The 14492-nt window shown below is 62.7% G+C and carries 14 protein-coding genes and 3 tRNA genes; 11 read left to right on the top strand and 6 right to left on the bottom strand.

All coding sequences use genetic code 11. The features are described from left to right. The first annotated feature begins 782 nt into the window (after positions 1-782). From DMP08_RS03225 to DMP08_RS03180, 10 genes are all read left to right on the top strand, one after another. Positions 783-858: transfer RNA gene (locus DMP08_RS03225), tRNA-Gly, on the top strand. 66 nt (positions 859-924) lie between these two features. Further along, positions 925-998, top strand: a tRNA-Cys gene (locus DMP08_RS03220). Between the two features lie 44 nt (positions 999-1042). Then, positions 1043-1118, top strand: a tRNA-Gly gene (locus tag DMP08_RS03215). A 388-nt stretch (positions 1119-1506) separates the two neighbouring features. Further along, the gene (gene thiS / locus DMP08_RS03210) at positions 1507-1704 is read left to right on the top strand and encodes a sulfur carrier protein ThiS (RefSeq protein WP_123191579.1); all 198 of its coding nucleotides are present in this window, start codon (positions 1507-1509) and stop codon (positions 1702-1704) included. After that, positions 1704-2333: a sulfur carrier protein ThiS adenylyltransferase ThiF gene (gene thiF, locus DMP08_RS03205; RefSeq protein WP_123191549.1), complete on the top strand. Its 630-nt coding sequence runs from the start codon at positions 1704-1706 to the stop codon at positions 2331-2333. Before thiS ends, thiF begins: the two co-directional genes overlap by 1 nt. Before the next feature lie 61 nt (positions 2334-2394). Next, complete coding sequence (locus DMP08_RS03200; protein ID WP_123191548.1) at positions 2395-3168, top strand: thiazole synthase; 774 nt, start codon at positions 2395-2397, stop codon at positions 3166-3168. Between the two features lie 8 nt (positions 3169-3176). Further along, on the top strand, positions 3177-4448 hold the full coding sequence (gene thiH, locus DMP08_RS03195; RefSeq protein ID WP_244596764.1) for a 2-iminoacetate synthase ThiH: 1272 nt from the start codon (positions 3177-3179) through the stop codon (positions 4446-4448). A 1-nt stretch (position 4449) separates the two neighbouring features. After that, entirely contained in the window at positions 4450-5040 is a 591-nt protein-coding gene (locus DMP08_RS03190; protein WP_123191547.1) for a thiamine phosphate synthase, read from the top strand. Between the two features lie 105 nt (positions 5041-5145). Beyond that, complete coding sequence (locus DMP08_RS03185) at positions 5146-6345, top strand: GAF domain-containing sensor histidine kinase (protein WP_123191577.1); 1200 nt, start codon at positions 5146-5148, stop codon at positions 6343-6345. Continuing rightward, positions 6342-6986: a response regulator transcription factor gene (locus DMP08_RS03180; RefSeq protein WP_123191546.1), complete on the top strand. Its 645-nt coding sequence runs from the start codon at positions 6342-6344 to the stop codon at positions 6984-6986. The genes DMP08_RS03185 and DMP08_RS03180 overlap by 4 nt, the downstream gene beginning before the upstream one ends. Before the next feature lie 126 nt (positions 6987-7112). On the opposite strand, the gene DMP08_RS03175 is transcribed toward DMP08_RS03180, so the two are convergent. The 6 genes from DMP08_RS03175 to DMP08_RS03150 form a co-directional block, all read right to left on the bottom strand. Next, positions 7113-7985, bottom strand: coding sequence for a 4Fe-4S binding protein (locus DMP08_RS03175; RefSeq protein WP_123191545.1), 873 nt, complete (start codon positions 7983-7985; stop codon positions 7113-7115). Next, positions 7982-8239, bottom strand: a complete 258-nt coding sequence (locus tag DMP08_RS03170; protein ID WP_123191544.1) for a chaperone NapD — start codon at positions 8237-8239, stop codon at positions 7982-7984. The genes DMP08_RS03175 and DMP08_RS03170 overlap by 4 nt, the downstream gene beginning before the upstream one ends. 163 nt (positions 8240-8402) lie before the next feature. Further along, positions 8403-8735 carry a hypothetical protein gene (locus tag DMP08_RS03165; protein WP_123191543.1) on the bottom strand — a complete coding sequence of 111 codons (333 nt, stop codon included), beginning with the start codon at positions 8733-8735 and terminating at the stop codon, positions 8403-8405. Between the two features lie 11 nt (positions 8736-8746). Next, complete coding sequence (gene napA / locus DMP08_RS03160) at positions 8747-11302, bottom strand: nitrate reductase catalytic subunit NapA (RefSeq protein WP_123191542.1); 2556 nt, start codon at positions 11300-11302, stop codon at positions 8747-8749. A gap of 97 nt (positions 11303-11399) precedes the next feature. Next, positions 11400-12008, bottom strand: coding sequence for a 4Fe-4S dicluster domain-containing protein (locus DMP08_RS03155; protein ID WP_123191541.1), 609 nt, complete (start codon positions 12006-12008; stop codon positions 11400-11402). Positions 12009-12261: 253 nt separating this feature from the next. Beyond that, entirely contained in the window at positions 12262-13053 is a 792-nt protein-coding gene (locus DMP08_RS03150; RefSeq protein ID WP_123191540.1) for a teichoic acid transporter, read from the bottom strand. A gap of 307 nt (positions 13054-13360) precedes the next feature. Between DMP08_RS03150 and DMP08_RS03145 the strand changes: the two genes are divergently transcribed. Then, a complete protein-coding gene (locus DMP08_RS03145; RefSeq protein ID WP_123191539.1) occupies positions 13361-14473 on the top strand; it encodes a TerC family protein in 1113 nt (370 codons plus the stop codon). Positions 14474-14492 lie beyond the last annotated feature (19 nt).

Here is a 14492-nt window from a genome sequence, read left to right as displayed (position 1 = left end):
ACGGTTTGAACGACGTGGTCGCCCCGACCCCTACCCGAAGGGGCGAATCCGCTCCTGGTTTTCACGGGACGGCGCATCGATGCAGGTCGAAAGCCGTGAAAACGAGAATCCTTCTCCCGGCGGACGAAAATGCCCCTTACGGTAGGGGTCGATCGGTCGCGATCGACGGGGGGGGGGGAGGTGATGAGCGTGGCGCACGGAGACGGCACCGTCAAGCTGATCAGTGATCCCGGAAAGCCCGAAAGGTACGAAGTGAGCGTGTCCCTCGGCTGGGACTGCGAGGCGGGCGGTTCCGAAGCGCGCTGGCGGAGCTCGACTTCTCTATCGCAGGTCCCGATTCGCGCCCAGCTGTTGAATTCCCGGCGCCCGCCTTCCGTAGCGGTTCGCGACCTTGCCCATCCGGTACGAACCGGCCGGCGCCGGCCTTATGTCAAAAAAGTTGAGTTTTGCGGCAATTTTCCGCCTTGTCGAAGTGATGCGACGAGGGCCGTTTTTTATCATGCCTGGTCAGAGGTTTACTGCCTGTCATTATCCTTGCTTGAGGGTCAACAAAACTCGTTCGTTTTGGCAGAAGGTCCGAACGGGTGGGCGGCTATCCGCAAGCGTCCTCAGGGGCTTGCGTGGCGGCGGCAGCTTTGATGAGACGGCGGCTCGATGGCTTCAGAACGTAGCGCCTTCGTGCGATCGCCTTATGCATCCGCCGCTTTCCAAGAATTTTCAAAAAAGTTGAAATTGGGGCTTGCGCTACCAGGGGAGTTCACGTAATATATTTCCTCGCCGATGCGGACGTGGCTCAGCTGGTAGAGCACGACCTTGCCAAGGTCGGGGTCGCGGGTTCGAACCCCGTCGTCCGCTCCATCGTCAGTGCAAGGCCGGCCAGGCCGAAAAGTTTTGGCCGGCCTTTTAATGACAGAAGGCCAAGACGGCGACGTGGCCAAGTGGTAAGGCAGAGGCCTGCAAAGCCTTCACCCCCGGTTCGAATCCGGGCGTCGCCTCCATCGTTTGAAAGAGCGGTGGAGTTGAAAAAGCAATACGCTAACATGCGGACGTGGCTCAGCTGGTAGAGCACGACCTTGCCAAGGTCGGGGTCGCGGGTTCGAACCCCGTCGTCCGCTCCATTACATGCAAAGCTCGGTGAAGTGTTCACCGGGCTTTTTTCATGCGCTCGTTGCCGCTTGCACGGCGCGCAGGCGGCAACGAGCGCCTTTTCGGTAAAGGCGGAGTTGAGCGGCACGGCAGAAAGTTGGGGTGGCGCTCCAACTTGGCATTCCGGCTCGCGCATCGGCGCTTCAACTTGGCATTCCAGGCTGCACGTCGCCATCTCGGCTTGTATGCGCCACCGCCGTTTGCCGTCTTGGCATTGCGCGGGCGGCGCTCTTTCGCTATCCTACGTTCTCAGACTACGCAAGCGCGTACGAAGGGGCGCACCACCTCGGGTGCGGTTTTCTTCGTGCGCGCTTTTTTGCGTTCTGGATTGATAACGACCAGGGAAAGAAGGAGGGGCGAGTGGCACAAGTGAACGGTGTGCAGCGACAAGACGTCGACGGCATGTCGCTTACCGACGTCTTGTTGCTCGACGGGTTCGACGCACGGCGGGTTGCTTGCGAGCTGAACGAGGTCATCGTGTCGCCCGATGCGTACGCGACGGCGATCCTCAAGCCCGATGACGCGCTCGAAGTGGTGCGGTTCGTCGGGGGCGGCTGATGGACGCGCGGCAGGCGGGAGAGGACGCGCTGTCGGCGCGCATCGGCGGCGATGCGCGCGAGCGGCTTCGGCAGGCGCGCGTGGGCGTTGCGGGTCTTGGCGGCTTGGGGTCCCATATCGCCGTCATGTTGGCGCGATCGGGCGTTGGCGTGCTTCATCTGGTCGATTTCGACCTGGTGGATGAAAGCAACCTGAACAGGCAGCACTACTTTCGAGAGCATCTGGGCCGCCCGAAGACCGAAGCGCTTGCCGAGCAGCTTGCGCGAATCGATCCGCGCATCGAAGTCGATATCGATTGCGTACGAGTCGACGTGGAGAACGCTGCGTGGGTATTCGAGTGCGAACGCATCGTGTGCGAGGCGTTCGACGACCCGGCGTGCAAAGCGGACCTGGTGAACGCCCTGTTGACGGCTTCGCCCGATACGATCGTGGTTGCGGGAAGCGGCATGGCCGGCGCCGGTCCGGCTTCGGACATGGTCACGCGACGAGCGGGCAAGCGGCTCTATATCTGCGGGGATGGGACGACCGATGTCGCCGATGCGGCGCTTTACGCGCCGCGCGTGGCGCTGTGCGCCGCGCAGCAGGCCTTGGCGACGGTTCGTTTGATATTGGGGCTTGAGCAGCGCTGAGGGCTCGACGTTTGCCCCGCTGCAGGGAAAAGGCCGGATCGGCCTAGGAAAGGAAATGTTTATGGGATACGAACCGGATACATGGTCGCTTGGAGGGCGCTCGTTCTACTCGCGTTTCATTTTGGGCTCGGGCAAATTTAATCTGGAACTCGTGGAAGCGGCGGTGCGCGATGCGGGCGCCCAGATGGTGACGCTGGCGGTTCGTCGCGCCGACACGGGACAGGAGGAGAACATCCTGGACGCCATCCCGGAAGGCGTGACGCTTCTGCCCAACACGTCGGGCGCGCGCACAGCCGAGGAAGCCGTGCGCATCGCGCGGCTTGCGCGCGCCATGGGCTGCGGGGATTTCGTCAAGGTCGAGGTCATCCGCGATGCGGCGTACCTCATGCCCGACAACGCGGAAACGGTGCGCGCTACGGAGCTTTTGGCGAACGAGGGCTTCGTCGTGCTTCCCTACATGTTCCCCGACCTTACCACGGCGCGCGACCTGGTGAGCGCCGGCGCGGCCGCGGTGATGCCGCTGGGCGCTCCCATCGGCTCGAACAAAGGGCTTGCCGCGCGCGATTTCATCAAGATCATCATCGACGAAGTGGACGTGCCCGTTATCGTGGACGCCGGCATCGGGCGCCCCTCGCAGGCGTGCGAAGCCATGGAGCTGGGCGCTGCCGCGGTCATGGCGAACACGGCCGTTGCTACCGCGGGCGACGTCGCGCTCATGGCGGCTGCTTTCAAGCATGCGGTCGAGGCGGGGCGTGCGGCGTACCGTGCGGGATTCGGGCGCGTTCTCGAACGGGCCGAGGCGTCGTCGCCTTTGACCGGGTTCCTAGCGGATTAGGAGGCGTCGTGCAAAACGAGCAGCGTTTGAACGCGCCCGCATGGGGCGAACCTGGCTGGAAGGCCCCTGGCTTTTCGCGCGCGCAGGCGGTCGATCCGTCAGACGTTGTGCGCGATTGCGGCATCGACTCGCTTTCCTACCTTCCCGACATGGATGCGCTTGACTCCTCGGTCGTCTCGGAAGTGCTCGAGCGGGCGTCCGCCTTCGATTTCGTATCTGCGACCGCCGCCGACGTCCGTCGCGCCTTGGCGGCCGAGCGGCTTTCTCCCGAAGACTTCGGGGCGCTGCTTTCTCCGGCAGCCGAGCCGTTTTTGGAGGAGATGGCCGCCGCCGCTCAACGCGTCCGCCGTCGTTGGTTCGGCAGCACGGCGTACCTGTTCACCCCTCTGTATCTGGCGAACTATTGCGACAACCACTGCGTGTACTGCGGGTTCAATCGCAAAAACGACATCTGCCGCGCCCAGCTCGACCAGCTCGGCATCGTGCGCGAGCTTGACGCTATCGCCGAAACCGGCTTGGAGGACGTCCTGCTGCTCACGGGGGAGGACCGCGAGCGCACCGATCCCGCCTATATCGCCGAAGCGTGCCGGCTTGCGTCGGAGCGCTTCCGCACGGTGGGCGTGGAAGTCTATCCGCTGAACGAAGATGAGTACGCGCTGCTGCATCGAAGCGGCGCGGACTACGTGACCGTGTTTCAGGAAACCTACGATCCCGCTCTGTACGGCAAACTGCACCGAGCCGGTCGTAAGCGCGTGTTTCCGTACCGTGCGAACGCCCAGGAGCGCGCGTTGCGGGCCGGCATGCGCGGCGTGGCCTTCGGCGCGCTTCTGGGATTGGGCGATGCGCGGCGCGACGCGTTTGCCTGCGGGCTGCATGCCTGGCTTTTGCAGCGCGCGTATCCGGCGGCGGAGCTCTCGCTTTCCTGTCCGCGCTTGCGGCCCATCGTCGGCAACGAGGGATTGGGCCCTCGCGGCGTAGGGGAGCGCAAGCTTCTCCAGGTCATGTGCGCGTACCGCCTGTTCCTCCCTCAAGCCGGCATCACTATTTCGTCGCGAGAGCGTGCGGGATTCCGCGATCGGGTCATGGGTATTGCGGCCACGAAGATCTCGGCGGGCGTGTCGACGGGCGTGGGAGAGCACGCCGCTGCCGAAGGGTCGAACGCTGCGTCGGCGGGCGACGATCAGTTCGAGATCGCCGACGACCGCGACGTGGAGGCTGTTTCGGCAGCTCTGCGCGCGCATGGCTTGGAGCCGGTCGCGAACGATTACGTGCGGGTGTGAAATGCAGCCTTCCATCGAGCTTGCAAACGTTCTTGCCAGCGGGACTTTCGTGCGGGCGTTCGTCACGGACAGACGCTCGTGCGCCCGGCCTCTCGCAGATCACGTGGCGTTGCTGAAGGATTGCGTCGATCTGGTCATCCTGCGCGAGAAGGACTTGGGCGCAAAAGAGTACGAAGCGCTCGCGCAAGACGTGTCTGCAGCATGCGCCCGCGTCGGAATGGCGTTTGCGGTCCATACGCAGGTTGACGTCGCGCGCCGCATGGGCTGCTCGGTCGTCCACCTGCCGCTGCCGCTTCTGCGCGCGCAGGGCCGCCCCGAGGGCTTTTCGTGCGTCGGAACCAACGTGCATGCGACGGGGGAGGTGCGCGAGGCCGAAGCGCTCGGCGCCGACCTGCTGATAGCAAGTCCCGTGTTCGCCCCTTCGTGCAAGCCGGGCGCGCCGTTTGGCGGTGCGGCGTTTTTGCGGGACGTGGTCGAGCAAGCCCGGATTCCGGTATTGGCGCTCGGGGGCATAACGGACGAAAACGAGCAGGTCGTACGCGCCTGCGGGGCGGCGGGCGCATGCCGCATGGCCGACTACGCTCGCCGCTGACGAGCCGGGCGCATCCGACAGGAGCGTCCGTGCAATTACCGGTAAAGTAGGGGATAATGAAACGCTGAAAGAAACGGTCGCGTGCAGGGAAGGCGGGGGACGCGCGTGGGGGCATCAAATTTCAGCGAATGCGAGCTGGCGGGCACGTGCGCGGAATACGCGCGCCTGGTTGAGGACATCAAGCGTTCGTACGGATTCGATTTCGTCTCGTTGGGCTTGACGGCGTTCATCGGCGCGCCGCTCAAGTGGGTTTACAGCGCTGGCGCCACGGGCGAGCGTCATCGGCGCATCGTACTGGCGCCCGGCCACGGCATAGGCGGCATCACCATCAAGGCGGGCAAACCCATGATGTTCACGGATATTGACGAGGAGATAGATCCGCGCGAGTACTCGTCGTACCCGATCGTGTTCGCCGAGGACCTGCGCAGCTTCTGCGCGCTTCCCTTGACCAGAAAGGGACGCGTGGTCGCCGTGTTGCTGACGGCGTTTCGCTCGGTGAGCGACCATCATCAAGAGGTGTACCGAGACTTGATCCTGAATCTGGACGGATCCCTTCTTGGGATGGACGTGGTCTCGACCGACTTCATGGACTTCGAGAGCATTGCGGCGGAAAAGCGCGTCGACACGCAGCACAATCCCATTTTCGTGCGTTCGGATCTGTCGCGCGTGATCGCGGCGCAAGAGGACGAGCGAAAACGCATATCGCGCGAGCTGCACGACGGCATCGCCCAGGAGCTGCTTACCGTTTCGTTCTCGCTCAAACTGCTGGAAGGGCACGTCGACCAGGCAGGCGCGGAGGTGTTGGCGTCGGCCAACAACAACATCGGGCGCATTTTGGACGAGCTGCACAACATATCGGTCGAGTTGCGTCCTTCGACCCTCGATCACCTGGGGTTCATGGCGGCGCTGCACTCCCAAGCGTCGGTCTACGAGAAAACGTACGGCACCGAGATCGTTTTCGAGGGGTCGTTATCGCGTAACCGGTTCGACCAAGCCCTCGAGACTCAGGCGTACCGTATTTGCCAAGAGGCCATTCTCAACGCGTGCAAGTATTCCGAGGCTGACAAAATATACGTGACGCTGGAGGATTCTGACGGATGGCTGCATGCGTCCGTCATCGACCACGGCTGCGGTTTCGATACCGAACGCCCCGTGATCAAGGGGAGCGGCTGCGGGCTTTCCGGCATGCGGGAGCGTGCGAGCATCATCGGCGCGATGCTGACTATGGAATCGGGCCCGAACGGTACGAAGATCACGCTCGTTTCGCCGATGAATATTGTCGAGGGCAAGGAGGTGGACGCATGATACGTGTCATGCTTGCGGACGATCACGAGGTGGTGCGCGCAGGATTCAAGATGATCTTGGAGCAAGACCCCGACCTCAAGGTAGTGGCGGAGGCGGCGGACGGCGCGCAGGCGTACGCCATCGTCGCGCGCGAAAAGCCCGACATCCTGCTCATGGACATCTCGATGCCTCCGGGACAAAGCGGACTGGTTGCGTGCGAGAAGATCACGAAGGACTTTCCGTGCACCAAGGTGATCATCCTGACGATGTTCGCCGAGCCGGAGTACCTGTTCTACACCTTGCGCGGAGGCGCGGCAGGCTACGTGCTGAAGAACTCAAGCTCCGAAGAACTGCTTGCGGCGGTGCATGCCGTTGCTGAAGGGGGTAGTTACATTCATCCGAAGATGACGGCGCTTCTTACGAAACAGTTGGTCAAAGGCGGAGAGGAAGAAGATCGATCCTATCAGCAGCTCTCGAATCGAGAGTTGGAGGTGCTTCAGCTCTTGGCCAAGGGATTCACGAACAAGGAAATCTCAGAGCAGATATACCTTTCCGTGAAGACTATCGAGGCGCATCGTTCGAAGATCTATCAAAAGTTGGGCTTGAAGACCCGTGCCGACCTGGTGGATTATGCCTTGCGGCACAAGCTGCTCAACGTTTAAGGGACGCGCCGTCCCTTAAACGTCGGCTGGAAGCACTGGTTGAAGCATGCAGCGCTCGAGCTTCGCTTGCGTATCTCGTATACGCTGCGCTCGGCTTTCGGGCTTCCCGCAGTTGATCAGCGCCCCCTAGGCTTTCGGTCGGCCCAATCTCATCGAAAGCGCGTTCGCCGGACAGGCGTCGATGCACGATCCGCATGCCATGCAGTCGCCGGCTCGCACGATGACGTCGCGCTCGGTGAGCACCGGGTCGAGGATGGCGGGATCGCACAGGCAGGCGTTTTTGCAGGAATCGCAATGGATGCAGGCTTCGCGATCGAAGCGCACGTTCACCTGGCCGATGCGTCCGAGCGCTTCGTAGAAGCCGCCAAGCGGGCAGAGCGAACGACACCATACGCGATGGCCCCAGAACAGCTCGGCCAGCACGATGGCCGCCAGCACCCACAAGCCCGTAACGGCGCCGAACAGGATGCCTTTGTTGATCGCGCTGATGGGCGAGAACGCTTCGAACACCGGGATGCTCGTGACGGCGGACAGCACCACGACGGCAGCGACTATCCCCATCTTCGCATGTCGGGGCACGGGCATTTCGCGAACCTGCATGCCCAGCTTGCGGCGCAGCGCGTCGAAGAGTTCCAGGAGCAGGTTCACGGGACATACCCATCCGCAGAACGCGCGCCCTCTGATCAGGCCGTATAAGACAAGAACGGGCAAAGCGGCCAGTGCCCAGTCAAGCGCGAAGGCCTTCGATGCGGCTGCCGTTTGGAGCATGGCGAACGGATCGAGCACTTCGATGCCGAAGATCGAGGACGACGACAGGCTTCCGAAGAACGGCAGCTGCGCGGGCGTGGAGACCGTTTCCTCGCCTCCGGCGAACAGGCCGAAAAGACCCCATCCGGCTGCAATCAGCGGCAACGCGAACAGCACGAGGGCGGCCGCCTGCACGCCGCGGCGCAGCCATGTCCAGCGAAACCCGTGCGATGCGGTCCCTGCGTCGCTCATCGCGATCCGGCCTTTGCAAGCGTGGGGTCGTCCTCGAAATTCGCGTATACCAGATTGATGCCGGTGACGCCTTCGATGCCGATGAATCCGCTTGCAACGGCATGCGACGCATCGACCGTTTCGGCCTCGATGGTGACGACGATCTTGTATTCGTTCACTTCGTGAACCTCCACGCCTTCGCGCAGATCAAGCTCGCGGGCGACGTCCGCAGTGAGCGCGGGCGCCGTTTCGATGACCAGGCTCGAGATAACCATGGTGCTCTCCTTACTCGTTCTATCCTTCCGGTGCCCCGCCTCCCCTCAACAGGGGAGGCGGGATGGGGAGGGAATGCGGTTGCGGACGGTAACGGGCGCAACCGCGGGATGGGCGATCAACCCGATGTATGCCGGCCTATCGCGAAGGGCCGGCATATCCGGGCTAACCCTGCGGGTGACAGGTGATGCATTGCTCGCGCGTGGGCTCGATCTGCTTGGATCCCACGTCGCCGTCCTTGTAGTGGTCGTCGGGCAGCGCCGTGGCCCCGTTCAGCATGGGGTTCGCCTGGTCGTTCGCGCCGTGGCAGCCGTAACAGCCGGCCGCTCCCAGGCTGTCCGCGCGCCCAACATGCGTGGGCGGCATGAGCGGCGCCGCTCCGGGAGGAATGTCGTCGTTTCCGGCGTAGCCTGCGCGCTCGGTGGAGCAGCCGGCCAGCGCGCCCACCCCAAGGGTCATGGTCAGCACGAGGGCGGTGGCGATAGCTTTCTTCTTCATCGGTTTCACCTCTATATCTTCGTGATGGACACGCAGGTCTTCTTGTAGTCGGGCTCCTTGGACAGCGGGCAGTACGTATCCTGCACGGCCAGGTTGATGAGCGTTTCCTCCGCGAAGAAGGGCGCGAACACCGTTCCGGCGGGCGGCTCGGTGCGTCCTGCCGTCGACACCTTGATGTCGAATTCGCCGAAGCGCGACTTGACCTTGACCATGTCGCCGTCCTTGATGTCCATCTTCGCGCAGTCCTCCGGGCTCATGTTGAGCAGCGCTTCGGGGAGCGCGCGGTCGAGCTCGGGAACGCGGCGCGTCATGGAGCCGGTGTGCCAGTGCTCCAGCAAGCGGCCCGTGCAGAACACGAACGGGTATTCCTTGTCCGGCTCCTCCGCGGGCGGTTCGTAGGGACGGAACACCACGGACGGCTTCATCTTGGCGGATTTGTAGAAGCTCACACCGCCGGCAAGGCCTTCCTTGCCGTACTGCGCCACGCCGATCTCGTCGAAGCCGTCTTCCTGCTTGCCGGTGGAGAAACGCCACTTCGTGGGCATCCAGGTGCCGTTCACTTCGCGCACGGGCCAGGTTAGGCCGTGATGCGCCAGGTACTCGTCGTAAGGGGCCAGCTGCTTGTTCTCCATCTTCAGCTTGGCCTCGAACTTCCCGTCGGCGTCGTCGTTGATCGCCTTCGCCTTGTCGTTGAGGCTGGGATTGGAGAAAATGCGGTACTCTTCCCAGATGGTGCGGTTCGTTTCGCGCGAATCTCCCTTGAAGTCGGCGGCGTTCTTGTCGTAAATGGCGCCGAACAGGCGGTCGAACGCATCCTGCCCGTCGATTTTCTCGCCATCGAGCACGCGACGCGCCACTTCCATGATGACCCACAGGTCCCACTTCGCCTCGCCCGGGGGATCGACGGCCTTCTCGAACACGGCGGTGCGGCGCTCGGCGTTGCCGAACTGGCCTTCGCGCTCCACCCACATGGCCACGGGGAACACCACGTCGGCGTACTTGGTGGACAGGGTGGGATAGACTTCGTTCACCACGACGAACGTGTCCATGACGCCCGTCTTGTCGCCCTTGCCCAAGAAGCGGGTGAGGTTGGGCATGGAGACGGCCCAGTTGTTATGCGCGGACCACAAAAAGTCCATGTTGCCCTTGGACATTTCGCGGAAGATCTTGACCGTGTGGAAGCCGGGCTTCTGGATTTCGTCCAGGTATCCCTCGGGCAGGTTCCAGATGACTTCGGTGTAGCGACGGTGCTGTGCGTTGGCGACCAGCAGGTCGGCGGGCAAACGGTGGCTGAAGGTGCCCACTTCGCGCGCGGTGCCGCAGGCGGTGGGCTGGCCGGTCAACGAGAAGGGGCCGTTGCCGGGCTGCGCGATCTTGCCCGACAGCAGGTGGACGTTGTAGATGTTATGGTTCATCCACGTGCCGCGGTTGTGCTGGTTCACGCCCATGGTCCACAGCGACATGACCTTCTTGTTCGGGTCGGCGAACACCTCGGCCAGCTCTTTGAGGTCCTCGATGGCGACGCCGGACAGCTGCGCGGTGTGCTCGAAGGTGTAGGGCTCCAGGCGCGCGGCGTACTCCTCGAACGTGATGGGCTCCACCTTGTCCACCGACTTGCCGATGTCGCTGGCATCGTAGCCGTCGTCGGTCGCGTTGCCGATGTTCTCAGTGCCCTGCTTGAACTGCAGGTGGTCGTTGACGAAGGCTGCGTCGTACTTCTTGTTCTGGACCAGGTAGTTTGCGATGCAGTTGGCGATGGCCAGGTCGGTGTTGGGCTTGAAGACCATGACCTTGTCCGCGCTTGCGCTCGTACGCGTTTTGAGCGTGGTCAAGTCGTAGTGCTTCACGTTGGTGCCCGAGATCTTGCGCGCGGTCAGGCGCGAGTACAGCATGGGGTGCGCTTCGGCCATGTTGGCGCCCCAGGTGACGAACACGTCGGCTTCGTCCAGGTCGCTGTAGCTGCCGGCCGGCTCGTCGGTCTGGAACACGTTCATGAAGCCGACCACGGCGCTGGCCATGCACAGGCGCGCGTTCGGGTCGATGTTGTTGGACAGCAGGCCGGCCTTCCAGAACTTGGCGGTGGCGTAGCCTTCCGTGATGGGCTGCTGGCCCGATCCCCAGAACGCCAGGCGGCTCTTGTCCTTTTTCCAGGTGTCCTTGAGCTTGCCGGCCACCAGTTCAAGCGCTTCGTCCCAAGTTGCCTCGCGCAGGCCCTCGTCGGTGCCCTTCGTGGACTTGTCGTCGCGGATGAGCGGCACGGTCAGGCGGTCGTCTCCGTAGAGGATCTTCGCCAGGTAGTAGCCTTTGACGCAGTTGAGGCCCTTGTTGGACTGGTTGTCCGGGTCGCCCGTGACCGACACCAGCTTGTTGTCCTTCACTTCGCAGATGACGCCGCAGCCGCAGCCGCAGAAGCGGCATACCGAGGTGAACTTCTGGCCCTCCCCGGAGGAAGCCCCCTTCTGACCGCCGTCGGCGCATCCAACGAGCGACGACATGGTGCCTGCTGCAGCGGCGCTTGCCAGCGCTACTGCCGTGGCTTTGACGAACCCTCGTCTCGAGATGTCCATGACACCCCTCCTTCTCCCGTATTCTCTCCCGTTGCACTCGTATCTTCACCGTCGTCCGGACGGTTCGGAACTTGATTGCGCCCTGCGGCGCGCCTTGCTACTGCCCTCGTTCGCGCGTGCGTTGCGCATCGGTGGCGATGCGGATGGGCACGGTTGGCTCGCTGACCACGCAGCGCTCCACGCACAAGCCGCATCCCACGCATGCGTCCTCGTCGATGACGGGGGCGAACAACGTGTGGATGGCGTCGCCTTCGCGCATGCGGTAATCGATGAGGATGGCTTCGTCGATCAGGGGGCAAGCTCGATAGCATACTTCGCAGCGCATGCCCTGAAACGCGATGCACCCTTCTTCGTCGATGACGGCCACGCCCATGCGCACGTCGGAACGCGCGGATACGTCGCGCAGGGCATCGGTGGGACAGACGTCGACGCAGGGGAAGTCCTCGCAAAGGCGGCATGCCTGGCTCCGTGCGTCGATGCACGGAGTTCCCACGGCCATGCCGGCATCGTCGCCAGCGGGTCCGAGGGCTTGATAGGGGCATGCTTCGATGCATTTTCCGCACTTGATGCAGCGCGCCATGAAGTCGGATTCGCCTTGAGCGCCCGGCGGGCGCAGCAGGCTCGATTCGCCACGGGTTGCGTAGGCGACGGCCTGAAAGGCAACGATGGCTGCGGATGCGCCCGCTATGACGCTCGATACTTTCATAGAATCTCCTCCTCGTGACTCGTATCATGCGCTTGAACGGGCATTATGCCTATCGGGGTATGTCCGAGCACGAGAGGGGGATAAACCCTTCCCATCGTACGGGTTTTCTTCTATTTTTATACGAGAATACTAGGGACGTGGGAAAACGATGAGACGAAGGGACGGGGTCAATGACTCATTTTCGGCCGCAGGCCAGAAAATGAGTCATTGACCCCGTCCCTTCGTCTCATTCCCTTGGAGGGGACTGCAGGTGCTAGGCTGTCAGGCGAATGCCGACGTACACGGCGGTGTCGGGCAGGCCGGAGATGTTGTAGACGCTGGAAAGCGCGATGGCGGACACCTTCCAGGTGTAGACGGTGCCCCCTACGTCGACGGTGCCGGTTTGGAAGGTGTTGCCCACCTCGTCGACGCCCGCACCGCCCTCGGGGGTGGTGGCCGGGTCGAATCCTTCGGAGGCGATGGCCGCCTGCACGGCTGCTTCCACGGTTCCCGACGTGAAGTCCGCGTACGTGACGCGCATGGAAACGCCTTCGCTGCGGTCGACCTCGAGGGTCCACGACCCGTTCAGCAGCAGCGCGGCTTCGGCGGCGCTCAGGTTCGGTATGCCCTTGCTGTACAGAACGCCCGCGTCAAGCTCGCTCACGTCGGAGGGCAGCTTGATGATGTCCATGTTGCCGGCGGCGGCTTCCTCTTCGCTGGTGGTGTCGTAGATGGTTGCGCCGGCGTCCACGAATCCTTGCTTTATGCTGGCATTGTCGCCGTTTTGGATGACGGATGGCAAAACCGGCAGGTCGTACGTAACTTCGCGAGCTAGGTTCTGCTCGACGCTCGCCTGGGCGCGAGCCGCTTTGCCCTGTACCTCGTCAAGCACGTTGAACAGCATGAACCCGCCGATGACGGCGGCTGCCACCACGAACAGGCCCATGATGGCCATTTGGGAGCGCGGCATGTCGAGCGGGCGTTGAAGTCCGCTGGCGTCCAGGTAGCGGACGGGACCGTCGCTTTCGACGTAGTCGTTGCGCTTGTTGAAGAAATTGAACTGCATGGCATCTCCTGCAGGAGGTCTCGGGTTCGTCCGGGATGATTTTGTGCATTGCGTAGTATAGCATTGCCGACGTGGGAACCTCGTGTTAGGATACGATCCGCCCGTGGGGGAGTAGTTGGCATGCGGCTTTAGCGCGCATGCGACACGTTCAACATCATGGCCGTAAGGTCTGGCGTGTCTTAATTAACGAGACTCATGGCGCGGTTCGCATGCATCTGCAGCCGCGCCATGAGTCTTTTTTTGTGAACTGCGCCTTCCCCGGGAAAAGACGAGCAACCGAAGAAGCAGCAGAAGGAGCAATCAACCCGTGGATCTTTCAATCTTCGCATCACCCGAGGCTTGGATCAGCTTGGTCAGCCTCATTTTCCTGGAGATCGTGCTGGGCGTGGACAACCTGGTGTTCATCTCCATCACGACGAACCGCCTGCCCGAGGACAAGCAGCACATCGGTCGCAAGCTCGGCCTTGCCGGCGCGCTCGTCATGCGCATCGTGTTTCTGTGCTTCGCCTCGTTCCTCGTGCACATGACCGAGCCTTTGTTCACGGTCGACCTGGGCCCCTACACCCACGGATTCTCCGTGCGCGACCTGGTTCTGCTGATCGGCGGCGGGTACTTGATCTACAAGGGTATCGCCGAGCTGCGCGACACGCTCAAGCTCACCGAGGTCAAGGCCGAGCATTGCGAAGAGCACAAGGCGCTGCACCGCATCGCGCTGCCGCAGGCCGTGGGCACCATCATGGTCATGGACCTGGTGTTCTCCATCGACTCGGTCATCACGGCCGTGGGCATGGCCGACCACCTTATCATCATGATCATCGCGGTCATGTCGGCCGTGTTCTTGATGATGATCTTCATCGACCCCATCTCCAACTTCATCAACGGTCATCCCGAGATGAAGATGCTCGCGCTCACGTTCATCGTGGCTATCGGCGGGTTGCTCGTCATCGACAGCGCCGGCTTCCATACGGGCATCGAGCTTCTTCACATGCCGCTTGAGAAGCTGATCGTGTACTTCGCCATGGTGTTCTGCATCGTGCTCGAGCTTATCCAGATGCGCTACAACGCGAACTTCCTCGCATGGCGCAAGGAGCGCTGGAAAAACGAGACGGCTGCCCAGATCGAGAACGTGCGCACCGAGATGCTTGAAGAACTCAAGCGCGAGGCGGCTGCCGACGTGGCCTCCGGCAAGCCGGCCGACGCTGCGCGCGACGCCGTTGCCGATCGCGTCCGTCCGGTGATCATCGGCAACAACGTGTACGTGATGATGCCGATGGTGGGCGAGGATGCCGCGTCGTTCAAAGAGCTGATGGCCGGTTCTGCCGCGGCCGGGGAGTCGTTCAGCGCGCCGCTCGAGATCGGGGCGCACGTGGAGGACGTTTCCGGCGACGATCCTGCCTACGAGGTGCCGAAGGGCAAATAGGGCCGCTCCTTCCCGAAGG

This window comes from Paraeggerthella hongkongensis (assembly GCF_003726035.1).
In the GTDB taxonomy this organism is placed as follows: Bacteria; Actinomycetota; Coriobacteriia; order Coriobacteriales; family Eggerthellaceae; genus Paraeggerthella; species Paraeggerthella hongkongensis.
The sequence above is the reverse complement of the archived record's forward strand: the minus strand, read 5'-3'. Positions and strand labels throughout refer to the sequence as shown.

Bases quoted from the DNA above. Each gene is read 5' to 3' on its own strand.
- napA (WP_123191542.1), bottom strand. From the start codon at position 11,302: ATGGACATCTCGAGACGAGGGTTCGTCAAAGCCACGGCAGTAGCGCTG.
- DMP08_RS03175 (WP_123191545.1), bottom strand. From the start codon at position 7,985: ATGAGCGACGCAGGGACCGCATCGCACGGGTTTCGCTGGACATGGCTG.
- DMP08_RS03190 (WP_123191547.1), top strand. From the start codon at position 4,450: ATGCAGCCTTCCATCGAGCTTGCAAACGTTCTTGCCAGCGGGACTTTC.
- DMP08_RS03200 (WP_123191548.1), top strand. From the start codon at position 2,395: ATGGGATACGAACCGGATACATGGTCGCTTGGAGGGCGCTCGTTCTAC.
- DMP08_RS03165 (WP_123191543.1), bottom strand. From the start codon at position 8,735: ATGAAGAAGAAAGCTATCGCCACCGCCCTCGTGCTGACCATGACCCTT.
- DMP08_RS03180 (WP_123191546.1), top strand. From the start codon at position 6,342: ATGATACGTGTCATGCTTGCGGACGATCACGAGGTGGTGCGCGCAGGA.
- thiF (WP_123191549.1), top strand. From the start codon at position 1,704: ATGGACGCGCGGCAGGCGGGAGAGGACGCGCTGTCGGCGCGCATCGGC.
- DMP08_RS03155 (WP_123191541.1), bottom strand. From the start codon at position 12,008: ATGAAAGTATCGAGCGTCATAGCGGGCGCATCCGCAGCCATCGTTGCC.
- DMP08_RS03150 (WP_123191540.1), bottom strand. From the start codon at position 13,053: ATGCAGTTCAATTTCTTCAACAAGCGCAACGACTACGTCGAAAGCGAC.
- DMP08_RS03170 (WP_123191544.1), bottom strand. From the start codon at position 8,239: ATGGTTATCTCGAGCCTGGTCATCGAAACGGCGCCCGCGCTCACTGCG.